We start from the raw sequence: 25,271 nt of genomic DNA, 5'->3' as shown, positions 1-25,271 counted from the left end.
GCCTGATTTGGCGCGAGGCTGTCGGAGCGCTGGATGTATTTGATCGCTATTCAACTGATTGCAGCAATCGTGCTGTTGCTATGGGCCGTCCGCATGGTGCGCACGGCAGTTGAACGCGCCTATTCCCCCCAGCTCAAGCGTCTGCTGGCGCACGCTGATTCCAGTCGGATCAGTGCCGCCGGTGCCGGCACCTTGATGGCCATTGCGCTGCAGAGCTCAACGGCGGTGGCCGCATTGGCAGCCAGCTTCGCCGCAGGTGGGTTGATGGAAGGCGCCACCGGGCTTGCGCTCATGCTGGGCGCCTATTTCGGCTCAGCCATCATCGCCAGCGTGCTCTCGTTTGATCTGACGCTGCTGACGCCGCCGCTGATCATTGTGGGCGGCCTGCTGTTTCTGCGCGGCAATAGCCGCCAGACCAAGCAACTTGGGCGGCTGATACTGGGTGTCGCCTTCGTTCTGCTGTCGCTCGAAATGGTCTCGCAAGCCACGGCGCCATGGCGCGGCAGCAGCCTGTTTGAGGCCGCGATCGGTTATCTGCAGGGGGATCTGTGGACCAGTTTCTTCGTGGCCGCCCTGATCACCTGGATTTCCTATTCCTCCGTGGCCACCATTCTGGTGATCATCACCTTTGGCTCCGCCGGGGTTATCCCCTTTGAGGTCGCCGCCGCCTTTGTGCTGGGCGCCAATCTGGGGGGCACGCTGATTGCGGTGGGCATGACCCGCGGCGCCGATGTGCGGGCCCGGCGCATGGCTCTGGGGGCGCTGGCGCTGCGCGGCGGCGCGGCCCTGATCTGCCTGGCGGCGTTTCAGGTGCTGCACGGCTATCTGGGGGCGCTGCCGGGTACGGTGGGCCAGCAGGCCAGCCTGCTGCATATCGGATTTAATGCAGCCGTGCTGCTGCTGGGCCTGCCGCTGACCGGGCCATTGGCCCGTGCGACCGAGCGCTTTGTCGCCGAGGCGGTCGTGCCCGGCGATTTCAACGTGGCGCGTATGCGTACGCCCGCGCTACAGGCCGACAACCAGACCAATCCCGACTTGGCGCTGGCCAGCGTGACGCGTGAATTGCTGCGCATGAGCGAAACGGTCGAGGTCATGCTCCAGCCCATCATGGAAATCTACCAGAGCGCCGACAAGGCCGCGAGCCGACGGGTCAAGACGCTGGAACTCGACGTCAATCAGGCCAATCGTGAGATCAAGCTTTTCCTGACGCGGCTCAAATGGGATGCCATGACCCCGGCCCAGACCCGGCGCGCCTCCGATCTGATCAACTTCGCCATCGGGCTGGAGCAGGCCGGCGATATCATCACCAAGCAGATGCTCAAGCTGGCTGATCAGAAGTTCGAACGCCGGCTGAGCTTTTCCCCGCAGGGCTGGCAGGAACTGACGGATCTGCACGCGCGGGTACTCGAAAACATGCAGCTGGCCGCCAATGTGCTGGTCTCCGAAGACACCGAATCCGCACGCGAACTGGTGGCCGAAAAGGAAGAGATCAACAGCATGGAGCGCTCCAGCATGTCGCAGCATTTTGCCCGGCTGCGGGCTGGCAATTCAACCAGCATGCAGACCAGCGATTTGCATCTGGAGACTATCCACGCGCTGCGGCGCATCAATTCGCTGCTCAGCGGCATCGGCTATTCCATCCTCAGCGACAATGGCGAATTGTTGCGCTCCAAGCTGGTCAATGCGCCCTGAGCGCGTTGATATTGGCTAGAACGACTGCCCGACGCCCAATGCCAGACCGCTTGATGAGGCGCCCTGGATATGGCCCGCATCGAGCCGGTGCTGCAGGCCGATCTGCCACTGCCCCGAGCCTATAGGCTGGCTATAGGCCAGGCTCAGATTGAACTCGCGCCCACCCGGGGTCAGATCAGCGTCCTGCTGGCGGTGCTCAATGGCGCCATCCGCATTGCGCGACACCGGTAGCGACAGACCCATCGTGCCGCTCTCGATCCGCAGCGGCTGGGCCAGCGAAAAGCTCAGCCGGTCGCTGGCAAAGAGCACCGAATTCATCCGGGCGCCGACCTCGAAGCCGGAAAACTGCAGATCCGACATATTGGCCACCAGCCCGGACGTCGCGCCGCTCTGGCGGGCAACCCCATATTCGAGCCGGCCGAACAGCGCGAGATCGGTCGCGATCTGCTGATCCAGCCCGATATGGGCCGTTCCTGCAGCGCTGCCTGTCCCCCAGCCAAAGGCCGCGTTTTCGGGCATGCCCAACAGGCCGCCCTGTTCGTTCATAAAGCTCACACCGACACTGGCGCGGCTGCCGCCAGCGCTCCAGCTCAGATTGACCCCGGTGCCGCCAATGCCCGCCGTCTGTCCATTCACCCCGCGCCCGGCAAAGCCGATCGCGGTGATGTCGAGCGGGCCGGCATTCTGGGTGGCGATGACCGCCACGGCGTCCTGGACCATGCCAAACACCGAGCTGCGTTCGGCCAAAGCACTACTGCCAGGCTGCTCGAAGACGCCAGCGGCGCTGCTGAGCATGGCAACCGATGCGCCATCCTCGGCCAGATCTGGCGCCTGCCGCAGCAATTGCTGATAGGAGGGCAGGGCGCCCCAATGCGGTGTTTCCACCGCGCCAAGCAGGTCTGGCAGCATGGTGGGGGCGGGGCTGGAAACCAGCGCCGAGCCCTCAACGGCGAAGCCGCGATTGAGCGCGTCGAACACGGCCACATCGGTGCCTTCGAGCGCCGTGGTCAGCCCATCGCCAAAGGCGGCAGGAGCCAACAATACGCTCTCGGCCAGCCCGACGCGCGCACTGCTTGTTACCGTGGCGCCCGACAGCACGGCGACGCTGCCGATCGGCGCCAACGCCGCGCCGATATCGAGCACCCCGTGGCCCCATTCGGTGGAATAGGCATGACTGACGCCATTGCCGAAATCGACCGAACCGGCCACCGGCACGCCCAGCTTGGAGAACCAGCTATTGTCCGCGCTCGCCATCAGGCGCTTGGCCCATTCCTCCGGGGTCATGTCGGGAAAGGCCTGTGCCAGGAGCGCGACCGCGCCCGAAATCTGTGGCGCAACATAGGAGGTGCCGGTGCCCGCCGAATAGCCGCTGTCCGACGCGCCATTGGCCGCCGTAGTGGTGCCGTCACCGGCAATGCAGAACCGGGCAGCCAGCCCACAGGCGGCCGAGAGCCGGATCGCCTTGCTGATGTCCCCCGCGCCGTTGACCTCGAAATACCCGTTGGCGGCAGCAATCCAGGCGCCCTGCAGCCTTGTGTCAAAATAGGGCAGGGTCGCCATCACGTCGCCCGACGTCATGGCGTTGTCATTGGACAGGGCCCAAACGACCACGCCACCGTTCTCGAAGGTGTTCAGGGCATCGAGATAGGATTGCCATTTGGCAGCGCCGAAGCCGGCAACCACGGCATTGAGTGCCTGGGCGGTGCTGTGTCCAGGATTGGCAGTCAGGTGGTTCTGCAGCGTGCGGGCATCGACATTGTAGCCCCACGAATTGTTCTGGGCCACCGCGCCCAGACCGGCCGCATTCAGCGTGCCGGCAATGACGTTGTCGATGTCGAGCGTGCCGCCGCCCGCTGGATCAAACGAGGTCAGGTGCAGATTGGCGCCCGGCGCGACGCCATGCATGCCCACGCCGTCCTTCACGCCGGCAATGAGCGACGCCACATGCGTGCCGTGATCGGCCAGCGGCAGCGCGCCGGTCTGGCTCAGCGTCTTGCCGGAGAATTCGCGGTGCGTCAGGCGGAAGCCATCATCAACCACAGCCACCAGCTTGCCGGCGCCGGTGACACCCGACGACAGGGCGGTGTGCAGATTGTGCAACTCGAACGCCTGCGATTGCCCTACTGCCGGGGTGCCCGCAGCGGCGCAGCCGACAAAGGTGCAATTGGCATCGGCATTGCGAAATTCGGCCGAGAGCAGGATGCTGGCCGCCACCGCAGGATTGAAGGTCACGCTGCGGGTCGCCCAGCCGCTTGTTGCGCTGGGCGTTGAGCTGGGGGCGCCGCCGCTCGAACCCCCACCGCCGCCGCCACAAGCAGACAGCACGGTCGCCATCAGCGCCGTGCTCAGCAGGGATTTGGCAATGGTGATACGCGCGCGTTGAGCCTCGGAAGGCGACGCCTGCTTGCTGGATGTCGACATGCCTCGCCATTATCATGGCCGTCGGCGGGCGCTACATCACAAGTTCTTGCTACTGCGGCCTGACGGGCCAATTCATTGACATCACAGCATATTCCGAAGTGAAGGAAATTCCTGACACGGGCTGTTCAGCTGGGTTTTGGGGCGCTTTGCGTCGAATCGAGCCATGCGAGCGCGGCGCGCTAGGGCGATTTGGCCGCAGGTTTTGGGGCCTTGGACCGGGGACGTGAGCGCTTTGCAGCAACCGGCGTTTCGTCCGCTTGGGAGGTCACAGCAACAGGCTTGATGATGGTGATGTCGCGACGCGGATAAGGGATGCCGATGCCGTTCTGCTTAAGCCCGTACCACAGCGCGATCAGCACATCGCTCTTGATGTTGATGACGCCATCGCTGGGATCGGAAATCCAGAACCGCAACACATAGTCGACCGAGGAATCGCCATAACCCTTGAGGTGACAGACCGGCGCGGGAACGCCGAGCACGCGCTTGGGCTGTGCGGCTGCCTCGATGGCCACCTTGCGCACGGTCAGCGGGTCTGACTCATAGGAGACCCCGAACTCCACTTCCAGCCGCACCCGCGGATTGGTGTGGGACCAGTTGACCACCTGATTGGTGATCAGATCCTCATTGGGGATGAGATATTCGCGACCATCGCGCGTCACCACCGAAACGAAGCGCGCACCCAGCTTGGATATCCAGCCAAAGGTATCGCCCACTTCGATCACATCGCCGGGCTTGACCGATTTATCGAGCAGCAGGATGACGCCGCTGACCAGATTGGACACCACCTTTTGCAGTCCGAAACCAAGCCCCAGACCAATGGCGCCGGAAAACACGGTTAGCGTGGTCAGGTCCAGCCCGACCGATTGCAGACCCAGCACAATTGCGATGGTGAACAGGCCGACCCGAACCAGCTTGCCGGCCAGCACGCGCATGGATGGAGAAATCTCGTCCAGCGATTGCAGCCGGGTTTCGGTGAAGCCCGAAATCATCTGCGAGATCGTCAGCAAGACGCTCAGAATGAAGATCGTCTTGACCACTGTAAGCAGTGAGATGCGGAACTCACCTGCCGACAGGGCCGCCGCGTCGAGCACTGAAGCGGCAATGGGGATGGCGCCCAGGATTTGAAGCGCCACCAGCACAACGACGCTGACGGTCAACAGGCGGGCCACCAGCGGGCTTTTGACCAGCTTGCTGATCAGCGAAGTTGCCAGCCAGACCGTGGCAATGCTCGCCACCACCCCGATCAGATAGGAGCGGCTGGGCCAGGTGGTCATCCGCATCACCAGCCAGATCGCCTAGGTGCTGGCGCAAAAGAATACCAGATGCAGCCGCCGCAGCAGGATCGCATAGGCCCGCATGGTGCGCCGATTGGTCTCGAGTCCGCGCACCCATTTTTCAAAGACCGGCTCGATCCGGCGCGCTATCAGAAAGGTGACGCCCAGCACTCCCAGCAGGGTTGCGATCTGGATCTGCCCCCAAGGCTGCCAAATCAGCGAGAACAGCCCGCTGCTGAGGAAGTCGAACGCCTCGATCAGTTCGCCCCACAACTCCGACCAACCTGTCGCCGCTTCACCTGTGTCCAAACGCAGACTCCTCGCTATACGCTGACAGACTAGGCCATGGCGCCCCGCATGGGCATACACAATGTGCCCATCAGGCTCAGATGGCCATTGCCTTGGTTCACCTCTAGTGCAGCAGCGGGGGCGGGCCGACCATGGCGAGCAGTTCCTGCTCGCTCAATACATGGCGGCGCATGCTTTCAAAGAAGGAGCGCAGCAAATAACCAACAGCATCGGGCGACAGCTTGGACGCTCCTGCGCTCAGGTCATGTAGCGCTTCGCTGACCTCGGCTGCGGTGCTGTGATCGGCCAGATGCTCTTCGCGCAATCGCGCCAGCGTGCGGCTGAGCTGCGGATTCTGGCTCGCTGCCAGCAGAGGAAAAAGTGTCTCTTCTTCCTGCTGGTGGGTGCGGGCGACCAGCGGTTCAAGTGCATCCGCCAGGCTACGGCATACCCGGGCATTGATCTCATGGGGCAGGTTGTCAGCCACCGTTTCGAGGGCGTCACACAGCGCCAGCAGCTCACTATAGCTTTGTTCCAGTGCCGCGATATGGCGATTGGGCAGAGTCATCGGGTGTTCCACTAGGCTGGCAAGTCCAAAGCCTAGCACCGCCCCTGTCGCAATATTTGACCCCGATCAACTCAGACTCAGTTTGAGCCCATGGCCGTCTCGCTCAATCGCTTGAGAGGGCTGCCGTTGCATCGAGCACGGCTGCCGCGGCCTGATCCTCATTGCCCAGTAGCGCTGCCACCCGTTCCAGCGAGGCAATCAGCATCGCCTGTTCCCAATCATCAAGGGCTGCGAACTGCTCCTGAAAGCGGGCGTGCACCCCGTCAGGAGCAATGGTCAGCACCTTGCGGCCCGCATCGGTCAGTGACAGCCATACCTGGCGGCGATCCGTTTCGCCCTTGCGGCGCTGTATCATGCCCAGCGCTTCAAGCTTTTGCAGCAGGGCCGTGGTGGTGGCCTGGGTAATGCCCATGCGTCCGGCAACATAGCCAGCGGTCTGCTCGCGCTCGTCGTCGAGCAATTGCATGAAGATCAATTGAGATGGTGTCAGTCCGGTTTCCTGCATCAACCGCTTGCTGTTCAACTCGGTGGTGCGCAGGATCTTGCGCATGGCAGTCAAGGCAACCTTGGTCCGATTTTCCAACGCAACACCCATCTCGATCAACTCCAATACTCTAGCGCCATAGGAAACTGAACCCAAGCGGATAAGCGATAACGGCCCTGCGTCACATTTAGTTCGCAAAATCTAAACAGTTTTATCACAATGCGCTCTCGCCGTCGGAGGGTGCAAAAATAACTTTGGCTGGGGAAATAACCTCAATCCCACAGAACGCATAGATTTCCTGAGTTTACCTTGCCGCGGAAGGTATTATGTGATGCCGGATCGTGTTGACATTTAGTTCTGACGATCTAAATAGTCGCTCCATGATTCAAGGGAATGCCGTTCTGAACAAGGCCGGGTTGCATCAGGCAGATGCATCTGGCGATCTGAAGATTCGCTTGCGTGCCCCGCGGGATACCGATGGTTCCCGGGTCTGGGCGCTGATCGAGGCAACACCTGCACTCGATAGCAATTCGCTCTACGCCAATCTGCTGCAATGCTCGGATTTCGCCGACACCTGCACCATCGCCGAGCGCGATGGCGAAGTGGTCGGCTGGATGTCGGGCTACGTGCCGCCAGCCCAGCCCGACACACTGTTCGTCTGGCAGGTCTGTGTTAGCGACGAAGCACGCGGCCAAGGCCTGGGCAAACGCTTGATCGCTGACGCGCTAGCCCGTGTGGGCAATGCAAAGCTGACCCAGGTGAGCTGCACCATTACCGGTGACAATGAGGCATCATGGGCGCTCTTCGGCTCCGTAGCCAAGGCGCTTAACGCGCAATTGCAGCGCGCCGAACGCTTTGATCGAGACAGCCATTTCGCCGGCGAACATGCCAGCGAATTCGCCGTGTCGATCGGACCAATTCAACGGGATCGCGTGGCCAGCCTGGCCGCAGCTTGATCTGACATTTTCATCTCTGACTGACAATCGTCCTGGGAGACGCGCTCTATGACTTTGACCAAAACCACTTCGCCACTTGCCACTTTCGACCGCGTTGAAAGCCGGGTGCGCTCCTATTCGCGCAGCTTTCCCAAGATGTTCGACAAGGCAGTTGGCGCCACGATCTACGACACCAGCGGCAAGGCCTATACCGACTTCCTCGCCGGTTGTTCGAGCCTGAACTATGGCCACAACGATCCCGATCTCAAGGCTGCACTGATCGAGTACGTCTCCGCCGATGGCATTGCCCATGGCCTGGATATGTTCACCGACGCCAAGGAGCACTTCCTGGCCAATTTCGAACAGTACATCCTCAAGCCCCGCGGCATGAACCACCGCGTCCAGTTCACCGGACCGACTGGCGCCAACGCCGTTGAAGCCGCGCTCAAGCTGGCGCGCAAGGTCACAGGCCGCAACAATGTGATCTCCTTTACCAATGGCTTTCATGGCGTGACGCTGGGCGCACTGGCCGCCACCGGCAATGGCAAGCACCGCGCCGGTGCCTCCACGCCGCTTTCGGGTGTCACCCGCGCCGCCTTTGACGGCTATTATGGCCCCGAGATCAATACAGCCGACCTGCTGGACCACCAGTTGTCCGATCCCTCCAGCGGCGTGGATGCGCCAGCCGCCATCATCGTCGAGACCGTGCAGGGCGAAGGCGGGCTCAATGCCGCATCCAAGAGCTGGCTGCAGCAGATCGAAAAGATCGCCCGCAAGCACGGCGCGCTGTTCATCATCGATGACATTCAGGCCGGCTGCGGTCGTACGGGCGGCTTCTTCTCGTTTGATGGCATGGGCCTGTCGCCCGACCTGATCACCATGGCGAAATCGCTCTCGGGCATGGGCCTGCCGCTCGCCGTCACGCTGATCAAGCCAGAGCATGACATCTGGAAGCCAGCCGAGCACAACGGCACCTTCCGTGGCAATAACCACGCCTTCATCACGGCAGCCGCCGCGCTGGAGAAGTTCTGGGCCGATGACAGCTTCGCCACCGAAGTGGCCAAGAAGGCCGAATATCTGGCCGATCGCCTGGGTGCCATTGCCGATGAGCATGATCTGGGCATCAAGGGCCGCGGCATGATGCTGGGCGTTGATGCGGGTAGCGGCGAACACGCTGCCGCCATCTGCAAGACCTGCTTCACCAAGGGTCTGATCATCGAGACCTCGGGTAGCTTTGACCAGATCGTCAAGGTGCTCGCGCCACTCACCATTTCAACCGAGCAGCTTGCTGCGGGCCTGGACACCCTGGAGGCCGCTTTTGATGCGGTCATGGGTCTGCACCGCGCAGCTGCCGAATAGAAGGATACGCAACATGATCGTTCGAGATCTCCATGAGGCCCGCAAGGGCGAACGCCTCGTCAATTCTGATGGCTGGGACAGCACGCGTCTGCTGCTGGCCGGCGATGACATGGGCTTCAGCTTCCACATCACGCGCATCCACGAGAACACCAGCCACGTGTTCCACTACAAGCATCACTTCGAGAGCGTTTACTGCGTGTCCGGCGAGGGCAGCATTGAAGAGCTCGATACCGGCAAGGTGCACCAGATCCGCCCGGGCGTGATGTACGCGCTCGACAAGAACGACAAGCATCGCCTGACCGCCAAGAGCGAGATGGTCATGGCCTGCTGTTTCAACCCGCCGGTGACCGGCACCGAAGTCCATCGTGAAGATGGCTCCTACGCCCCCATCACCGAAGACGCCTAGTCGCGTCCTTTCAACCCTCAAAAGAGAAAGGCCAAGACATGACAATGCCCGCCACCAACACTACCCAGCAGGACGACTACCCCACACGCTTGCCAGCCGAGCAATGGCTCGAGCGCAAGGACCCCACGGTTTGGGGCAAGTGGTCGCCTGAAGCGCCGCTGACCCGCGCCGAAACGGAGTCGTTCGAAAAGAACGGCTATCTCGTGCTCAAGGGTGTCTTTTCATCCCAGGAGATCGAAGCGCTGCAGGCAGAATCTGCGCGCATGCGCTCGGGGGAAGCCAAGCTGGCCCCGGAAAACATCATCACCGAGCCAAATTCGGACGAAGTGCGCACCGTCTTCCGTCTCGACGAGCAGAACGCGCTGTTTGACCGTCTCGCCCGCGACAAGCGCGTGGCCGGTCGTGTCAGCTATCTGCTCAATGACGATGTCTATCTCCACCAGTCGCGCCTGAACTACAAGCCGGGCTTTACCGGCAAGGAATTCTACTGGCACTCCGACTTCGAGACCTGGCACGCCGAGGATGGCATGCCGCGCATGCGCGCCATTTCGGCCTCGGTTCTGCTGACCGACAATGATGCCCTCAACGGGCCGCTCATGCTGATGCCTGGCTCGCACAAGACCTATGTGGCCTGCGCTGGCGAGACCCCGGACGACAACCACAAGACCTCGCTCAAGAAGCAGGAAATTGGTGTGCCCTCGCAGGACAGCCTGTCCAAGCTGGCCCAGACCTTCGGCGTGGACTACGCCGCCGGCCGCGCCGGTACGGTCATCCTGTTCGACTGCAACACCATTCACGGCTCGAACGGCAACATCACGCCATTCCCGCGCTCCAACGCGTTCTTCGTCTACAACGCCTGGGACAATCGCGTGGTCGAGCCCTTTGCGGCAAAGGCACCGCGTCCGGCATTCCTGAGCTCGCGCGATCCTGCGGCACCGATCAGCATTGAGGGCGGCAAACTCGTCTAGGCCGGTCGCCCCCCGAATTTTGACACCAAGGCACCGCTTCCCCCGCACCAAGCCGGGGAAGCGCCGGAGACGACATGACCAATACGACTAAGCACCACACGGTTGAAAAGATCGGCGGCACGTCCATGACGCGCACCGCCGAATTGCTCGACACCGTGCTGATCGGTACGCGCGAGGGCGACGACCTCTACAATCGCATCTTCGTGGTATCCGCCTATGCGGGCATGACCGACAGCCTGCTCGAGCACAAGAAATCGGGCGAACCGGGAGTCTATGCCCTGTTCGCCAGTGCCGAGGGTAGCTGGACCTGGGGCGATGCCCTCAATCAGGTCGCCGAAAAGATGTTTGCGCAGAACGCTGAAATCTTCAGCGATGACGGCGCGCGGCAAACAGCCAACCGTTTCGCGCGCGAACGCGTCGAAGGCGTCCGCTCCTGTCTGATCGATCTGTCACGGCTCTGCTCGTTCGGGCACTTCCAGCTTGAACAGCACCTGCTCACGGTTCGCGAAATGCTCGCCTCGCTGGGCGAGGCGCAGTCGGCCTTCAATACGGCAATGCTGCTCAACATGCAGGGCGTCAATGCCCGCTTTGTTGATCTCACCGGCTGGCGTGAAGACAGCCAGTTGCCGCTGGACGAAGCCATCGCGCGGGCCTTTGAGGAGATCGATGTCAACCGCGAACTGCCCATCGTCACCGGCTATGCCCAGTGCCGAGAAGTGCTCATGGGCACCTATGATCGCGGGTATAGCGAAGTGACACTATCGCGCGTGGCGGTGGTCACCGGCGCTGGCGAGGCAATCATCCACAAGGAGTTTCACCTCTCCTCATCCGACCCGCGTGTGGTCGGTGTGGACGCCGTCCGGGTCATTGGCGAAACCAATTACGACGTGGCCGATCAGCTCTCCAATATGGGGATGGAAGCGATCCATCCCCGGGCAGCCAAGAGCCTGCGTCAGGCGGGCATTCCGCTCCGGGTAAAGAACGCCTTCGAGCCCGAGCACGACGGCACGCTGATCCGTTCGGACCTGCATGCACGTGCGCCGCAGGTTGAGATCGTCACCGGGCTGCGCAACGTGTTTGCGCTCGAGTTCTACGATCAGGACATGGTCGGGGTGAAAGGCTATGATTCCGGCATTCTGGACGCGCTCAAGCGCCACAGCGTCTGGATCATCTCCAAGACCTCCAACGCCAATACCATCACCCACTTTCTCAAAGGGTCGATGAAGGCCATTCGCCGGGTTGAAGCCGATCTCTCTGCAGCCTTCCCGAGCGCCGAGATCACCCTGCGCAAGGTGTCGATCGTTTCGGCCATCGGGCGCGATCTTAGCGGCACCGCCGTGCTGCTGCAGGCCATCAAGGCGCTGGCAGGCGCCGGTATTGAACCACTCGGCGTGCATGACCTGATCCGCAAGGTGGACCTGCAGGTCGTGGTCGAACAGGCCGATTTCGAAAACACCATCAAGGCCCTGCACAAGGGCCTGATCGAGAATTGGGCACCGGCGCAACGCGAGACGCTGCACGCCGTCGCCTAAACACAGGCCGGTTGAATTCGATTGGGCTGCAACCGGCTACCTGCCCGAAAATCAAAGAGGAGCAACACCATGACGAAATTCGGAAAGAATGCACTCACAGCACTGTCTGCGATTGCCGTATCCGCAATGGCCTCCACGGCCGTCAGCGCTGCAACGCTCGCAGAGATCCAGGAATCAGGAACCATCCGCATCGCGGTAGCCAACGAAATCCCCTATGGCTATGTCGACCCCACCGGCGCGGCGCTCGGCGCAGGTCCAGATGTGGCCAAGGCCATCATGGAAAAGCTTGGCGTCGACAACATTGAGTGGGTCACCACCAACTTCTCATCGCTGATCCCCGGTCTGCAGGCTGATCGTTTCGACATGGTCGCCGCTGAAATGGCCATCCGTCCCGATCGCTGCACCCAGGTGCTGTTCTCTCAGCCAAACACCTCCTATGGCGAAGGCCTGCTGGTGGCAGAAGGTAACCCCAAGGGCATCCACGCCTATACCGATTTTGCTGAAAACCCCGACCTCAAGGTCGCTATCATGGCCGGTGCCGACCAGCTCGACATGATGCAGGAACTCGGTGTTTCCGAGGGCAATCTGGTGACCATCGCTGCCAATGCCGACGCGATCTCGACCGTGTCGACGGGCCGGGCTGATGCCTATGCCGCGACCAGCCTGACAGCCAGCGGTCTGGCCGATCAGGGCAAGGGCGTTGAAGTCGCCAGCGATTTTTCCGATCCCGTAATCGGTGGCGTGCCCGTGCGCAGCTGGGGTGGTTTCACCTTCGCCAGCGGCAATGAAGAACTGCGTGACGCCGTCAATGGCGCTTTGGCCGAATTCAAGGCAACGCCAGAATGGTCCGAAACGCTGATGGGCTATGGCTTCACCCAGTCCGACGTCGACGGCTCGGGCACCAAGACCACCGAAGAACTCTGCGCCGCCGAGTAATCGACGCGCTCTGATGCTGCTCTGGGCGGGTGCTCCGGCACCCGCCCTTGGCGCGTTTCAACGCCTGTTTGCAGGGAAAAGACCATGCATTGGACAGATTACATCACGCCCCTGATGGAGGGGGCCTGGGTCACCGTCCAGCTGACCCTTTATTCCACCGTGCTGGGCGCCGTGCTGGCCTTCGTTTTCGGCATCGGCAAGCTCTCGCCCAATTGGGCGATCAAGGGTGTCTCGGTTGCCTATATCGAAGTGTTCCGTGGCACCTCGCTGCTGGTTCAGCTGTTCTGGCTATATTTCGCGCTGCCGCTGGCCGGTACGGCGATGGGCATCGACCTGCGCTTGCCGCCGGTGCTCGCCGGCGTGCTGGCTCTGGGCCTCAATATCGGTGCCTATGGCGCCGAAGTGGTGCGCGGCGCCATTCAGTCGGTCCATACCGACCAGCATGAAGCCGCTCGCGCGCTCAACTTCACCTCGCGCCAGACCTTGTGGAACATCACCATTCCCCAGGCCATCCCCGAAATGATGCCTTCGTTCGGCAATCTGGCGGTGCAGAACCTCAAGGACACCGCACTGGTCTCGCTTATCAGCCTGGGCGATCTGACATTCCGCGCCGAACAGATCCGCAATTTCACCCAGGACAGCACCACCATCTATTCGATGTTGCTGGTGACCTATTTCGGCATGGCGCTGGTCGTGACCGGCCTCATGCGACTGCTTGAGCGCTACGTCACGCGCTGGCGCACGGTGGGAGGCTAGCCATGTTATTCGGATTTGAATGGGACCTATCGAGCCCACTCGCCTTCGCCATTTCCATCATGCCGATCCTGTTGATCGGCATGTGGGTGACAATCCAGGCCACCGTGCTCGGCTTCTTCGTCGCGCTGGTACTGGGACTGGTCTTTGCCGTGCTCAAGAGCGCACCGTCGCGCTTCATCTCGTGGCCTGCGACCCTGATCACCGAGTTCATCCGCGACACGCCCCTGCTGGTGCAGCTGTTCTTCCTCTATTACGTGCTGCCCGAGTACGGCATCGTGCTGCCGGCGTTCATGACCGGCGCGCTGGCATTGGGCATCCAGTACAGCGCTTACACCTCCGAAGTGTATCGGGCTGGGCTTGAAGCTGTGGCCAAGGATCAGCATGAGGCGGCGCGGGCGCTCAACCTGTCGGCGGCGCGGACCTTTACCCATATCGTGGTGCCGCAGGCCATTCCGCGCATCGTGCCGGCCATGGGCAATTACCTGGTCTCGATCATGAAGGACGTGCCAGTACTATCGGTCGTCACGGTGCTCGAGATGCTCAACGTCGCCAAGATCGTTGGCGATCGCACCTTCAGCTACCTCATTCCGCTGTCACTGGTTGGCGGCCTCTACCTCATCATGACGCTGGTTGCGTCGGCAGGCGTTCGCCTGCTCGACAACTGGCTTCCCAAGCAGGGGATACCCCTAAAATGAGCGATTCAATCATCAAATTCGACAAGGTCGTGAAGCGCTTCGGCGACCTGACCGTGCTCAACGAACTCGATTTCGAGGTCAAGCGCGGCGAGAAGGTCTCCATTATCGGACCATCCGGCTCGGGCAAGTCGACCGTGCTGCGCATTCTGATGACGCTTGAGGGCATTGATGGCGGCGTCGTCTCGGTCAATGGCGAACCGCTCTGGCACGAGCAGGGGCCTGATGGGCTCAAGCCGGCCAGCGAGGCGCATCTGCGCAAAATGCGCGCGCAACTGGGCATGGTGTTCCAGCAGTTCAATCTGTTCCCGCACATGACCGTGCTGCGCAACATCACCGAGGCACCGGTCAAGGTGCTCGGGATGAGCAAGAGGGAAGCCCGACAGCGGGCCGAGGAGCTGCTTGATCTGGTTGGCCTGGCCGATCAGTCCAGCAAATATCCACACCAGCTTTCGGGCGGACAGCAGCAGCGTGTCGGCATTGCCCGGGCCCTGGCGATGCGGCCCAGCATACTGCTGTTTGATGAGCCCACTTCGGCGCTGGATCCCGAACTGGTCGGCGAAGTGCTTACCGTGATCGGTCGCCTGGCCGAGGAACACGATCTGACCATGCTGCTGGTGACCCACGAAATGCGTTTCGCCCGCGAGATTTCGGACCGGGTATGTTTCTTCGATCAGGGTCAGATCCGCGAAGAGGGCACGCCCGAACAGTTGTTCACCGACCCCACCGAGGCGCGGACCCGTGAATTTCTGCAGGCCGTGATCGACTAGCGGTGGGGCATCGGGGCGCGCCAGTCCAGATGTGATCAGGGACGTGGGAACGCAAAGGCGCATTCAAGGTTTACATCGCACAACAAGCGAGGTGAAGCCGATGACCCTATCCTGGACCCTTCTGACCCCCCAGCAACAACAGGCCCTGAGCGCGTTGCGCGCAGGGCGTAGCGGCGTTGACAATGAGCTCGTGGAGCAGTTGCGCAATCTTGGCCTTGCCGAGATTGGTCGCTCCGGCGTGTCCGTCAGCCTGCTGGGTGAGACCATTCTGCCGGCAACCGTTCACTAAACTGCCGACCTCCAAAGCGAGCAGTGCTCGGCCCGGCGCGGCAACCTCTTTGAGGTGTGCCGCGTTGGGCCGATTGCCGTTTGAGGCTTGATACCCAGTGCAAACACGTTTGAGGAGCCAACCATGATTGAGCGTTCCATTCCCCAACCCGACGGCCTGCCCACAGGTGCCGGCACCGGGCTAAACGACGTCGCTGACCCCCATCCCGAGGTGCATGAGGATACCGACAAGGTCCCCCATCCCGGCGGCGCCGATCAGCATCCCGAGCCCGATATCGGACCCAATAGCTATGCCCATGACGGCACTCCGCCGCCCAAGCCCGATTATAGTCGTCCAACCTGGACCGGCGAGGAAGAATAAGAAAAACCCGCCACAGCAAGCGCTGCGGCGGGTTTGTTTTGGCGTGTGGATCGCTTTTAGCGCGGCTCGGCCATCAGGCCCTTCACCAGCGCCACACAGCCCAGCAACAGGATCACCGCAAAGGGCAGGCCGGTTGAAACGGCCATGGCCTGCAGTGCGGCAAGACCGCCACCCAACAGCAGGGCGATAGCGACCAGACCCTCAAAGCTCGCCCAGAAAACGCGCTGTCCCACGGGGGCATCAAGCTTGCCACCGGCCGTGATGGTGTCGATTACCAGCGAGCCGGAATCCGATGATGTCACGAAGAACACAATGACCAGGACAATGCCCACAAAGGACGAGATCTGGGTCAGTGGCAGGGCCGCCAGCATTTCGAACAGCTGCAGCTCCAGGCTCGCATTAGCCACGGCCTGATACCCGTCATTGACGATCTGGCTAATGGCTGTGCCACCAAAGGTGGTCATCCACAGCACGCTGGCCAGAGCCGGCACCAGCATCACGCAGATCAGGAATTCGCGAACCGTGCGGCCGCGGCTGACCCGGGCGATGAACATGCCGACAAATGGCGACCAGGAAATCCACCATGCCCAATAGAACGAGGTCCAGCCCTGACGGAAATTGTCATCTGTCCGACCAAAGGGATTGGATAGCGCAGGCAGATTGCTGCCATAGGCCCACAGATTGGCAAAGAAGCCGCTCAGGATCTGGATAGTTGGTCCCACCAGGATCACAAACAGCAGCAGCACACCGGCCAGCACCATGTTGATCTCGGAAAGCCGCTTCACACCAGCATCCAGACCCGCAAGCACCGACACCAGCGCCACACCTGTAATGGCCGCAATAAGCAATACCATGGTGAGATTATTGGTGGGCAGCCCAAACAGGAATGAAAGTCCCGCATTGGCCTGACCGGCACCGATGCCAAGCGACGTCGCCAGACCGAACAGGGTGGCAAACACGGCCAGAATATCGATGATATGACCGGGCCAGCCCCAGATCCGCTCACCCAGCAGCGGGTAGAAGATCGACCGCATGGTCAGCGGCAGACCCTTGTTATAGGCAAAGATCGCCAGCGAGAGGCCGACAACCGCATAGATTGCCCAGGGATGCAGACCCCAGTGGAAGATGGTCGCGGCCATCGCCAGACGACGGGCGGAATCGGCATCGCCAACAGCTGCGCCAAGTGGCGCCCAGTCGGTGCGTGCGCCGCCATCCGAAACAATGCCGCCCATGGAAGACGTAAAGTGGGAGACCGGTTCGGACACACCGTAGAACACCAGACCAATGCCCATGCCCGCAGCAAACAGCATCGCCAGCCAGCCGGTATAGGAATAGTCCGGCGTCGCGTCACGACCACCAATGCGGATTTTGCCCAGCGGGCTCAGGATCAGGCCGACGCAGACCAGCACGAAGATGTTGCCAGCCAGCAGGAAGAACCAGTCAAATGTGCCGGTCAGGAAGTCACGCAACCCGACAAAGGCATCGGTTGCGATAGGACCGGTGAACAGGGTCAGGATCACAAACCCGACAATGGCCAGACCTGAAATCAGAAAGACCGGGTTGTGAATATCAACCTTGAGCCAGCCTCTTCGACGAACGATGTTGTCCTGACCGATCTCGTAATCGGTCTGGATAACCTCGGTCGGCCCCTCCGGTGGTCTGTTTTCTGACGGATCGTCATTATCGATGCTCATTGGATCTCCCATTGTTTGGCAATGTGACGCTCAGCACGGGGACCTGCCGTCCGCGTGCTGCTCAGTGGTGATTTGCAAAAGAGCCAAGGTCACCATCGTGCGATGGCAACAACACCCCCATAAGCACTACGCGCCCACGGCCAAAAGGTTCAAAATAAGTCCTGTCGCCAGCCACTTTTCAGCCGGCGCAGCGCAATAACTGCCTCACACAGTGCGCGGGGAGGTTACCCGATTTGCCCGCTCATGGACACCACTGTGCATCGATCAGGCTGTACAGGGGAGCGGTTGGCTAATGGAGCGGAGAAACCTGGGTCCAGCCCATCACCCGGTCGCGGCCGGCAGCCTTGGCTGAATAGAGCGCTTCGTCGGCGCGCCCGATCAGTTCGGCGGCCGCCCGGCTATTGCTGTTGGGACCATAGTGAGCCAGTCCCACACTGACCGTGACAACGCCCTTTTCGCTGGCGCTGTGCGGTATGGCCTCGTCGCGGATCGCCTTGCGCAAGGCGTCGCCCATGAAATAGGCGCCGTCTTCATCGGTCTCGGGCAGAATGATGGCGAACTCCTCCCCGCCATAGCGCGAAGCCATATCGCTAAAGCGGCGCATGGATGATTTGATGCTGCCCGCCACGGTCTTGAGACAGCGATCGCCTGACTGGTGACCATAGGTGTCATTATAGGCCTTGAAACGATCCACATCGACCATCAGCAGCGACAGATGGCTGTTGGCGCGAACGCTGCGACTAAGCTCACGTGCCAGAGTTTCGTCAAACACCCGCCGATTGAACAGACCGGTCAGGTCATCAACCGAAGCCAGCGTCTCAAGGCTGGCATTGGCCGCAATCAAAGCGCGCTCGGCGACCTTGAGTTCTGTGGCATCTGACACCAGCACCAAAGAGCGACCATCGGGGGCAGGGCGATTGCGCAGCTGCAGATGGCGGCCGTTGAACAGCTCGATTTCCTCTACATTGGCCTGTTTAAGCTGGTTCGATGCGTAATCAACCCACGCCTTTTCACCCGAAACGGGCAGCTGCACCTGTTCGCCGGTATCGACGACCGCCTGCAGGATCTGCCTGATATGCACGCCGGGGCGGCGCAAATGCGCGGTGAGCGGAAAGGCGTCGCGATACTGGTCATTGCAGAACAGCATGAAGCCATTGGCGTCGAACATGGCCAGCCCGTCGCTCATTTCGGCCAGGGCGGTGGCCAGCATGTCGCGGCTTTCCACCAGTTCGTGCTCAAGCTGCTTGAACATGGTGGTTTCAACCGTCACGCCAGCCAGCCCAATAATGCGGTTCTCATGGTCGCGCAGTGGGGCCTTGGAGGTGCGATAATTGTGCTCGACGCCCTGTGCGTCCTTGACGACTTCTTCGATATCATTGCTGGCCTGGCCGGTCTGAAGGATCACCTGTTCCTGTTCGAACAGCTGTTGCGCGCGCTCGGGCGGATATAGATCAAAATCCGATTTGCCGACCAGCTCGCCGGGCTCATTGAACCCGTTGTGTCGGGCAACAGCCCGGTTTGCCGCGACGAACACGCTGGATGTGTCCTTGATATACTGGAAATCTGGCGATTGCTCGAGGGCGGCATGCAGGATGCTGCGCTCACGGGCGATGACGCCAGCATGCAGCACCGTCAGGCCCATGGTGATCGTGGCCAGAAAGCTCATGACCGAGGTGGGCAAGGCGAAACCAGCCAGAGCCCGGGCCTGTGCTTCGGCGGGCAGCAACATGATGGACGCCCAGATCAAGGCAACCATGGCGACACCCAGCAGAAGAATGCAACGTATATTGGGTCCTGACGCGGCGCTCAGCCGGCGCACGCCCAGTCCGATCAAGGCTGCTGCCACGAGGTTGGCTGTGCCCACCACGACGCCCGCGCCCCCCTCAAAAGCGCGATAGGCCACGGCAATCACGGTCGCAATCAGAGCGACAACCGGGCCGCCGAAAAAGGCACCCAGCGTCAGCAGGCCTGAACGCAGGTCGAAAAACACCCCAGGCGACACCTCGACCGACATGGCGATGGTCGCCGCTGCGCCCAGCCCGACCAGCAGACCCAGCGCCGCACGTCGTCGCATCGGGCTTTGGTCATAGAGCCACCCCAGCATCTGCGACCAGATTGAGGTCACCAGCGCGACGACGGCAAAATTCGCCACCAATGCTTGCCACACGTAGGTCATGGCATGTGCCTCCAATTTATCAATGCAGTGTGCGCTCAGGCCCTGAGCAAAGCGTTTAAAAGTGCCGGTGAAATGTAGCGTCTTCGATCACAATTGATCGCTGGTATCGGTTCTGCGAGGCATTGGTGGTGGCAGGAAAGTCTGAAGGATGGCCGGCGATCAGGCTGGCTGGCACGAGCCTAGATTTGTCAGTCTGTCGGCCAGCAAGGTGCTCTGGCTGGCAATGTCGTTCTCAGGCGCGCCGTCGACAATTGCCTCTTCGAGATCCGCGGCTTCGGTCGAGACGGCCGGCATGCCGAAAATGGCTGCAGCACCCGCCAGGCTGTGTGCGATCCTGCGGATCCGCTTGAGCGCGGTTTCGTCCACGACAACCGTCCCTGCCAAGAGCTTGAGTTCCTCGCCTTCGCTGCGGGCGCGCGTCGTGAAATGCTCGCGCAAGGCGGCCATCGTGATTTCAAAGGGTACTGGTTCGGTCATGTTGAAACCCACATACGGTGATGACGCCACGCGCCACCTGATGAGCCAACAATGCCTCAGAAATCCCGCCTTGAACGGTCAGGTTTTTCCCGACTGATCGCGTCAGGACCAGCTTGCTAATTATTGTCCAACCAACCTTCGCGATGGGCAAACTGGAAAATGTCGGATCGACTGAACAGGCCCAGCTTCGCCAGACCACGTGCCTTGTGGGTTTCTGCTGTCTTGGCGGCAATACCCAACTGGGCGGCAATCTGCTTGCCGGACAGGCCACGCGCGACCATCTGCAGGACCTCGAGCTCGCGATTGCTGAGCGCATCCACGGTCGCTCCATCGCCGGTATCGTTGGGGCTGTTCTCGATTTCGAGAAATACCTCGCCAGCGGCCACGGTGCGAATGCAGTTGAGCAGTTCACCGGACACGGCCGTCTTGCCGATCACGCCCAGCACCCCGCCATCCACCAGCGGGCGCAGCGTGGCCAGATTACGCCGTGCCGTCAGGACAATGATGGCGATGTCGGGATGGGTCGAGCGCAGCCAGCGAATGACTTCTTCGCCAGGCAGTTCGGGCATGCCCAGATCTGCCACGACGATGTCAGGGGCCAGTTCGGGGATCTCGGCCATGGCGTCTACACCCGAGGTGGAAGAGCCAATGACAGAAAGATCATCGGCCTGGCCGATCATGGCGCGCAAGGCTTCGATCACCAGAGGGTGGTCATCAAGCAAATATATGGTGGTCACAGATTTTTCGCCGGTTTGCATTTTCTTCTCGGCAGCTGGACGAGGCCTTCAGGAGACATCCTATGTCTATTAAATCGACCAATTCGCGCTCCACGGCAAGGGTACAAATTGGCAGCGCGACCACCTTGCACCAAAGTCTGCCCGCCAATGAAAATCTGGTCTGGAACCAGATACTGTTCGGCCGGCGCGTGCGTGAACTTGGTGTTGCCGGCGCGGCCAGCCTGTTGGCATCGCTGCTGAAATACCTCGAAAAAATCGATCAGGAACTGGAAGGCGAGGTGATTGACGAGGCGTCGTTCGACCTCATCCGCAGTGATCTGTCGCCCATTTCGGTGTTTCTCGGCTTCGACGGACTGTCGGCATTGCTGCTCAACGCTGACATGTCAACGCTCGCCAGTCGCGCGAGGCTGGCTGCTTCCGTCAAGCAGGTCATCCTCGAATGCAGGGCTTATTGTGCAAAGTTCTCCTGACCATATGGCGAGCCAAGCAGCGCGGACGGCCCATATGGCCGCCGCAGACAGCGAGATCTCGATTGCGCCCGCGCACTCCCCCATGGCGCAGGCCACGCTGCAGTTTCTGCTCGTCGGTGTTGTCGTCTTCGCCATGGCGTGGACGGGGATTTGGCTGACACGCGAAGCCGGTCGTGTCGCCTCAATCTGGTTTGCCAATGCCTTTCTGCTCAGCGTGGTGTTGGCTGTCCCCACGCCAGCACGCTTGCGGGCGGGCGCAGCAGCCCTGATCGGCAATGTACTGGCCAATCTCGCTTCCGGGGATGTTGGGACCGCCGCGCTCGGACTTGCGCTGTGCAATACAGTTGAGGTGTTCAGCGCCGTTTGGCTTTTGGATCGCTTTGCCCCCAATCTGAGCTTTTCGTATGTGCGACACCAGGTATTGTTCGTCGCTTTTGCAGCCCTTCTGGCACCAATTGTGTCGGCAATGCTGGCCGCTGTGCTGCTCTTGCAGCTTTATGGCGCGCCGCTGAACGAGGTGTTCTGGTCCTGGTGGCCCGCCGATGCGCTGGGGATGCTGATCATTTTCCCGATCGCCTGGAGCGTCCGCAATCTCGATATGAATGAGGAACTGCAGCGTCTGGTGCAGCCGCGGGCCCTGCTTCTGCTCGCGCTTGTAATGGTGGTCACCGCGATAGTGTTCGGGCAGGCGCACTATCCACTGCTGTTCATAGTCCTGCCGCCGCTGGTGCTGGTGGCGTTTTATACTGGCTTCTTCGGTGCGGCAGTGGCGGTGCTGGGCGTTGCCCTTGTCTCGATTGGCCTGACCATGACGACATCCGGTCCCGTGCAATTTGTGGACGGTGATCTTCAGGAACGCATGTTCTTCCTGCAGGGCTTTCTGGCGGTTTGCGTGTTCCTGTCGCTGCCTGTGGCCGCCATCGTGGCTGGCCGGCGTCGCATGCTAGAGGAATTGCGCGATGCCAATGAACAGGTGCGCAAGGCCAGCGCCGCAAAGACCGAGTTTCTGGCCACCATGAGCCACGAAATCCGCACGCCGCTCAACTCCATCACCGGGTTTACCCAGGTGATCCTGGCGAATGGCTCGATCAATGAAACGGTGCGCCGCCAGCTCGATCTGATCCAGCAGGCCAGCGCAGCACTGGTCACCATCGTTGACGACGTGCTCGATTTCTCCAAGATCGAGGCCAACGGCATGGCGATGGTGCAGGCGCCATTCAAATTGCGGGCCATGGCTACTTCGTGCTGCTCGATCGTTCGCAGTCAGGCAGAATCCAAGGGTTTGTCGCTCAATCTGGTTCTGGATGATGACCTGCCCGAGGTTGTGACTGGCGACGAAGCGCGGGTCCGTCAGGTGCTGCTCAACCTGTTGGGGAACGCCATCAAGTTCACCAATGTCGGTACGGTGTCGCTCACGGTCACACGCGAGAGCACGGCGGGTTCTCCTGGCAAACTGAGCTTTGCGGTCACCGATACCGGGATCGGCATACCGCTTGAACGCCAGTCACAACTGTTCGAGAGCTTTGCCCAGATAGACAGCCGGATTTCCCGGCAATATGGCGGCACTGGGCTTGGTCTGGCGATCTCCCGGCGCATCGCCGAGAACATGGGTGGTAAAATCCTGCTCGACAGCATGCCTGGGCGCGGCTCGACCTTTACCTATCTTGCCGTCCTGCCCGAAGCCGTAAGCCAGGCCGCCAAGACAGACCTGTCTGAAATTGCCCTGGCCAAGGCCAGACCCGCCAAATTGCTGCTGGTGGAAGACCTTGCCATCAATCAGGAGGTCGTGACGGCATTGCTGACGCCAATGGGTCACACGGTGACGGCAGTATCGAGCGGCACAGAGGCGCTGGTCGCCATTGCCGAGCACAAGTTTGACGCCATTTTGATGGATATCCAGATGCCCGGCATGGATGGGGTGGAGACAACCCGCCGCATTCGCGCCATGCCCGGTCGCGTCGGACAGACGCCGATTATCGCGCTGACGGCCAATGTCGTGGTCGAGGAAATCGCCCGGTTCAAGCGCGCTGGCATGAATGCCCATGTCGGCAAGCCATTCGAGCGCGATGTCCTATTGGCCCAGATCGAACGCGTCATTGACGGACGCGAGGCGCTCAAGAGCGATGACGTCTCGCCCCCGACAAGCCCGGAGCTGGTCAAACTCATCGCCGTCATGGGTCAGGAACGTGTCGATCAATTGCTGGTACGCTTCGAGACGCAATTGCTGGCCGCAGGTGTTGGCGACGCCAGCGCGGATGGCGCCGAATCCGAAAAGGTCACAGCGCACAAGCTGATCTCGACCGCCGGGTTGCTGGGCTTCACCAAGCTCTCCGACGCCGCTCGCCAGCTGGAAACAGCCCATCTGGCGCAGACGGATCTGTTGGTGCCCCGCATGCGGTTTCAGCAGGAGCGCCACGCCGTGCTCTCGGCACTCGACGAGATGAAGTTCGAGGGCCCCAAGCCGGGCACCGATGGCAAGGCGGCCTGGTCGGCCAGCCGCACGCTGCAATAGGTCGCGCCGCCTCTAGTTGATTTGGTAGGGCACGATGGCGCGCCGGTTGCTGTCGATGGTGATTTCGGCAGCCAGCGGCGGCACCGAGCGCTGCGGGCAATTGCGGCGCTCGCAAATGCGGCAGGATACCCCGATGGGGTCAAAGCTGGCCCGCGCCGGCTCGATATCGCTGCCATAGACCAGCCGATTGGCGTGGCTGATTTCGCAGCCCAGCGCATAGGCATAGCGCCGCGTCACGCCATGATAGCCGCCACTGCGCTTTTCGCTTGACCAAGCCAGGCACAGATAGCGATTGCCGTCTGGCGTTTCCGCCAATTGCCGGATGATCTGGCCATGCGCTTCGAACGCACGATGCACATTCCATAGCGGGCAGGCGCCGCCGAAGCGGGCAAACTGCAGCGCGGTTGCCGAATGCCGCTTGGTGATCGTGCCGGCCGCATCGACCCGGGCAAAAAAGAACGGCACGCCCTTTTCGCGCGGCCGCTGCATGGTCGAGAGCCGGTGCGCCACCTGCTCCAGACTGGCGCCAAACAGATGGTCCAGTTCCTCGATATCATAGCGATGCGCCTCGGCCGCCTTGAGAAAGGCGCCATAGGGCATCTGCAGCGCCCCGGCGAAATAATTGGTCAGCCCCATGCGGGCAATGGCTCGCGCTTCGGTGGTCTTGAAATTGGCGGCGTCGAGCAATTGCTCGAGCAGGGTGGTCTGCTCCATCACCGCAAGATGGGCGGCAATCTGGAAGAACTGGGTCGCCGGCTCCAGCCGCGCATTGATCGCCAGCGTCCGCGTTGAGCGATCATAATCCTTGATCAGATCGGGGCGTGTCGGTGCGGTCAGTACCACCCGAAGGTCATGGGCCTCCCCGCAATAGGCCATCAGTCGGTTCAGCCGGTCCGGTTCGAACGTGCCCAACTCGTCCGCCAGCGCTTCGGCTGCGCGGTCCAGCGGATCGATGTAGTTGTCGGCATAGTGGAAGAAGTCGCGCACTTCCTCATAGGCGGTCTGCATGCCCGAATGCGGATCGCGCGTCAGCGCCGCATCAACGCTGGCCAGCCGCTCATTGGTCTTGCGGTAGGTTTCGTAGAGCGCCAGCATCGCCCGCGCCATGTCGGGCGCATTGGCTGCTACCGTCTTGAGTTCCTGCAAATTCGGCACGCCCTCGCCAAACACCGGATCGGCCAGCGCCTCACGCAGATCGGCCAGCAGACGATCCGAGGTATCGGTCATCAACTCGGACAGATCGAGATTGAACCCGTCCGCCAGCGCCATCATCACTGATGCCGTGAGCGGGCGCTGATTGGACTCGATCTGGTTGACATAGGAGGCCGAGATATCGAGCCGCGCTGCCAGCTCGCCCTGTGTCAATTTATGCTGGGTCCGCAGGGCCCGCAGCCGGGCGCCGGCAAATATCTTGCGGGTGGCCATTCACACAAATCCACAAAATTACAAATTCGATCTTGTGTGATTGTAACAGG

The 25,271-nt window shown here is 61.2% G+C and carries 24 protein-coding genes; 14 read left to right on the top strand and 10 right to left on the bottom strand.

The window, feature by feature from the left end:
* The first annotated feature begins 33 nt into the window (after positions 1–33).
* Complete coding sequence (locus tag KD146_RS11230) at positions 34–1,692, top strand: Na/Pi cotransporter family protein (protein ID WP_212658755.1); 1,659 nt, start codon at positions 34–36, stop codon at positions 1,690–1,692.
* Positions 1,693–1,707: 15 nt separating this feature from the next.
* Here the strand turns inward: KD146_RS11230 and KD146_RS11225 are convergent, their stop codons facing one another.
* The 5 genes from KD146_RS11225 to KD146_RS11205 all read right to left on the bottom strand — a co-directional run bounded on the left by KD146_RS11225 (position 1,708) and on the right by KD146_RS11205 (position 6,838).
* On the bottom strand, positions 1,708–4,113 hold the full coding sequence (locus tag KD146_RS11225; RefSeq protein ID WP_212658754.1) for a S8 family peptidase: 2,406 nt from the start codon (positions 4,111–4,113) through the stop codon (positions 1,708–1,710).
* A gap of 179 nt (positions 4,114–4,292) precedes the next feature.
* Positions 4,293–5,387 (bottom strand): mechanosensitive ion channel family protein, encoded by a 1,095-nt coding sequence (locus KD146_RS11220; RefSeq protein WP_212658753.1) that lies wholly within the window; start codon positions 5,385–5,387, stop codon positions 4,293–4,295.
* A gap of 21 nt (positions 5,388–5,408) precedes the next feature.
* Entirely contained in the window at positions 5,409–5,696 is a 288-nt protein-coding gene (locus KD146_RS11215; protein WP_212658752.1) for a hypothetical protein, read from the bottom strand.
* Between the two features lie 103 nt (positions 5,697–5,799).
* Positions 5,800–6,243, bottom strand: coding sequence for a hemerythrin domain-containing protein (locus tag KD146_RS11210; protein WP_212658751.1), 444 nt, complete (start codon positions 6,241–6,243; stop codon positions 5,800–5,802).
* A 103-nt stretch (positions 6,244–6,346) separates the two neighbouring features.
* Positions 6,347–6,838: a MarR family winged helix-turn-helix transcriptional regulator gene (locus KD146_RS11205; RefSeq protein ID WP_212658750.1), complete on the bottom strand. Its 492-nt coding sequence runs from the start codon at positions 6,836–6,838 to the stop codon at positions 6,347–6,349.
* A 344-nt stretch (positions 6,839–7,182) separates the two neighbouring features.
* On the opposite strand from KD146_RS11205, the gene ectA reads away from it, so the two are divergent.
* From ectA to KD146_RS11150, 11 genes are all read left to right on the top strand, one after another.
* Complete coding sequence (gene ectA / locus KD146_RS11200; RefSeq protein WP_249327648.1) at positions 7,183–7,683, top strand: diaminobutyrate acetyltransferase; 501 nt, start codon at positions 7,183–7,185, stop codon at positions 7,681–7,683.
* Between the two features lie 48 nt (positions 7,684–7,731).
* Positions 7,732–9,021 carry a diaminobutyrate--2-oxoglutarate transaminase gene (gene ectB, locus KD146_RS11195; protein ID WP_212658748.1) on the top strand — a complete coding sequence of 430 codons (1,290 nt, stop codon included), beginning with the start codon at positions 7,732–7,734 and terminating at the stop codon, positions 9,019–9,021.
* A gap of 13 nt (positions 9,022–9,034) precedes the next feature.
* Positions 9,035–9,427, top strand: coding sequence for an ectoine synthase (locus KD146_RS11190; protein ID WP_212658747.1), 393 nt, complete (start codon positions 9,035–9,037; stop codon positions 9,425–9,427).
* A 44-nt stretch (positions 9,428–9,471) separates the two neighbouring features.
* Positions 9,472–10,395, top strand: a complete 924-nt coding sequence (gene thpD, locus KD146_RS11185) for an ectoine hydroxylase (RefSeq protein WP_345790785.1) — start codon at positions 9,472–9,474, stop codon at positions 10,393–10,395.
* 74 nt (positions 10,396–10,469) lie between these two features.
* Entirely contained in the window at positions 10,470–11,927 is a 1,458-nt protein-coding gene (locus tag KD146_RS11180; RefSeq protein ID WP_212658745.1) for an aspartate kinase, read from the top strand.
* Positions 11,928–11,996: 69 nt separating this feature from the next.
* Positions 11,997–12,863: an ectoine/hydroxyectoine ABC transporter substrate-binding protein EhuB gene (gene ehuB, locus KD146_RS11175; RefSeq protein WP_212658744.1), complete on the top strand. Its 867-nt coding sequence runs from the start codon at positions 11,997–11,999 to the stop codon at positions 12,861–12,863.
* Between the two features lie 84 nt (positions 12,864–12,947).
* Positions 12,948–13,619: an ectoine/hydroxyectoine ABC transporter permease subunit EhuC gene (gene ehuC / locus KD146_RS11170; RefSeq protein WP_212658743.1), complete on the top strand. Its 672-nt coding sequence runs from the start codon at positions 12,948–12,950 to the stop codon at positions 13,617–13,619.
* A 2-nt stretch (positions 13,620–13,621) separates the two neighbouring features.
* The gene (gene ehuD, locus KD146_RS11165; protein ID WP_212658742.1) at positions 13,622–14,314 is read left to right on the top strand and encodes an ectoine/hydroxyectoine ABC transporter permease subunit EhuD; all 693 of its coding nucleotides are present in this window, start codon (positions 13,622–13,624) and stop codon (positions 14,312–14,314) included.
* Positions 14,311–15,081, top strand: a complete 771-nt coding sequence (gene ehuA, locus KD146_RS11160) for an ectoine/hydroxyectoine ABC transporter ATP-binding protein EhuA (protein ID WP_249327647.1) — start codon at positions 14,311–14,313, stop codon at positions 15,079–15,081. The genes ehuD and ehuA overlap by 4 nt, the downstream gene beginning before the upstream one ends.
* A gap of 100 nt (positions 15,082–15,181) precedes the next feature.
* The gene (locus tag KD146_RS11155) at positions 15,182–15,370 is read left to right on the top strand and encodes a hypothetical protein (protein WP_212658741.1); all 189 of its coding nucleotides are present in this window, start codon (positions 15,182–15,184) and stop codon (positions 15,368–15,370) included.
* Between the two features lie 123 nt (positions 15,371–15,493).
* Entirely contained in the window at positions 15,494–15,730 is a 237-nt protein-coding gene (locus KD146_RS11150; RefSeq protein WP_212658740.1) for a hypothetical protein, read from the top strand.
* Positions 15,731–15,786: 56 nt separating this feature from the next.
* On the opposite strand, the gene KD146_RS11145 is transcribed toward KD146_RS11150, so the two are convergent.
* The 4 genes from KD146_RS11145 to KD146_RS11130 form a co-directional block, all read right to left on the bottom strand.
* Positions 15,787–17,424 (bottom strand): BCCT family transporter, encoded by a 1,638-nt coding sequence (locus tag KD146_RS11145; protein ID WP_212658739.1) that lies wholly within the window; start codon positions 17,422–17,424, stop codon positions 15,787–15,789.
* A 289-nt stretch (positions 17,425–17,713) separates the two neighbouring features.
* Positions 17,714–19,600, bottom strand: coding sequence for a diguanylate cyclase (locus KD146_RS11140; protein WP_212658738.1), 1,887 nt, complete (start codon positions 19,598–19,600; stop codon positions 17,714–17,716).
* A gap of 159 nt (positions 19,601–19,759) precedes the next feature.
* The gene (locus tag KD146_RS11135; protein ID WP_212658737.1) at positions 19,760–20,077 is read right to left on the bottom strand and encodes an Hpt domain-containing protein; all 318 of its coding nucleotides are present in this window, start codon (positions 20,075–20,077) and stop codon (positions 19,760–19,762) included.
* 116 nt (positions 20,078–20,193) lie between these two features.
* Entirely contained in the window at positions 20,194–20,814 is a 621-nt protein-coding gene (locus KD146_RS11130) for a response regulator transcription factor (protein ID WP_212658736.1), read from the bottom strand.
* A 62-nt stretch (positions 20,815–20,876) separates the two neighbouring features.
* On the opposite strand from KD146_RS11130, the gene KD146_RS11125 reads away from it, so the two are divergent.
* Positions 20,877–21,284: a hypothetical protein gene (locus KD146_RS11125; RefSeq protein ID WP_212658735.1), complete on the top strand. Its 408-nt coding sequence runs from the start codon at positions 20,877–20,879 to the stop codon at positions 21,282–21,284.
* Between the two features lie 34 nt (positions 21,285–21,318).
* On the top strand, positions 21,319–23,796 hold the full coding sequence (locus KD146_RS11120) for a hybrid sensor histidine kinase/response regulator (protein ID WP_212658734.1): 2,478 nt from the start codon (positions 21,319–21,321) through the stop codon (positions 23,794–23,796).
* A gap of 12 nt (positions 23,797–23,808) precedes the next feature.
* Here the strand turns inward: KD146_RS11120 and KD146_RS11115 are convergent, their stop codons facing one another.
* Positions 23,809–25,221, bottom strand: a complete 1,413-nt coding sequence (locus KD146_RS11115) for a helix-turn-helix domain-containing protein (protein WP_212658733.1) — start codon at positions 25,219–25,221, stop codon at positions 23,809–23,811.
* Positions 25,222–25,271: the final 50 nt, after the last annotated feature.

This window comes from Devosia litorisediminis (genome assembly GCF_018334155.1).
GTDB classification, from domain to species: Bacteria; Pseudomonadota; Alphaproteobacteria; order Rhizobiales; family Devosiaceae; genus Devosia; species Devosia litorisediminis.
This window is presented reverse-complemented; position numbering and strand designations above follow the sequence as displayed.

What these genes read in the sequence shown, in the direction of transcription:
- ehuC (WP_212658743.1), top strand. Translation starts at nt 12,948, where the DNA reads ATGCATTGGACAGATTACATCACGCCCCTGATGGAGGGGGCCTGGGTC.
- KD146_RS11155 (WP_212658741.1), top strand. Translation starts at nt 15,182, where the DNA reads ATGACCCTATCCTGGACCCTTCTGACCCCCCAGCAACAACAGGCCCTG.
- KD146_RS11115 (WP_212658733.1), bottom strand. Translation starts at nt 25,221, where the DNA reads ATGGCCACCCGCAAGATATTTGCCGGCGCCCGGCTGCGGGCCCTGCGG.
- thpD (WP_345790785.1), top strand. Translation starts at nt 9,472, where the DNA reads ATGCCCGCCACCAACACTACCCAGCAGGACGACTACCCCACACGCTTG.
- KD146_RS11145 (WP_212658739.1), bottom strand. Translation starts at nt 17,424, where the DNA reads ATGAGCATCGATAATGACGATCCGTCAGAAAACAGACCACCGGAGGGG.
- KD146_RS11225 (WP_212658754.1), bottom strand. Translation starts at nt 4,113, where the DNA reads ATGTCGACATCCAGCAAGCAGGCGTCGCCTTCCGAGGCTCAACGCGCG.
- ehuD (WP_212658742.1), top strand. Translation starts at nt 13,622, where the DNA reads ATGTTATTCGGATTTGAATGGGACCTATCGAGCCCACTCGCCTTCGCC.
- KD146_RS11230 (WP_212658755.1), top strand. Translation starts at nt 34, where the DNA reads ATGTATTTGATCGCTATTCAACTGATTGCAGCAATCGTGCTGTTGCTA.
- KD146_RS11190 (WP_212658747.1), top strand. Translation starts at nt 9,035, where the DNA reads ATGATCGTTCGAGATCTCCATGAGGCCCGCAAGGGCGAACGCCTCGTC.
- ehuA (WP_249327647.1), top strand. Translation starts at nt 14,311, where the DNA reads ATGAGCGATTCAATCATCAAATTCGACAAGGTCGTGAAGCGCTTCGGC.
- ehuB (WP_212658744.1), top strand. Translation starts at nt 11,997, where the DNA reads ATGACGAAATTCGGAAAGAATGCACTCACAGCACTGTCTGCGATTGCC.
- KD146_RS11205 (WP_212658750.1), bottom strand. Translation starts at nt 6,838, where the DNA reads ATGGGTGTTGCGTTGGAAAATCGGACCAAGGTTGCCTTGACTGCCATG.
- KD146_RS11210 (WP_212658751.1), bottom strand. Translation starts at nt 6,243, where the DNA reads ATGACTCTGCCCAATCGCCATATCGCGGCACTGGAACAAAGCTATAGT.
- ectB (WP_212658748.1), top strand. Translation starts at nt 7,732, where the DNA reads ATGACTTTGACCAAAACCACTTCGCCACTTGCCACTTTCGACCGCGTT.
- KD146_RS11125 (WP_212658735.1), top strand. Translation starts at nt 20,877, where the DNA reads ATGTCTATTAAATCGACCAATTCGCGCTCCACGGCAAGGGTACAAATT.
- KD146_RS11150 (WP_212658740.1), top strand. Translation starts at nt 15,494, where the DNA reads ATGATTGAGCGTTCCATTCCCCAACCCGACGGCCTGCCCACAGGTGCC.
- KD146_RS11180 (WP_212658745.1), top strand. Translation starts at nt 10,470, where the DNA reads ATGACCAATACGACTAAGCACCACACGGTTGAAAAGATCGGCGGCACG.
- KD146_RS11120 (WP_212658734.1), top strand. Translation starts at nt 21,319, where the DNA reads ATGGCCGCCGCAGACAGCGAGATCTCGATTGCGCCCGCGCACTCCCCC.
- KD146_RS11220 (WP_212658753.1), bottom strand. Translation starts at nt 5,387, where the DNA reads ATGACCACCTGGCCCAGCCGCTCCTATCTGATCGGGGTGGTGGCGAGC.
- KD146_RS11135 (WP_212658737.1), bottom strand. Translation starts at nt 20,077, where the DNA reads ATGACCGAACCAGTACCCTTTGAAATCACGATGGCCGCCTTGCGCGAG.
- KD146_RS11140 (WP_212658738.1), bottom strand. Translation starts at nt 19,600, where the DNA reads ATGACCTACGTGTGGCAAGCATTGGTGGCGAATTTTGCCGTCGTCGCG.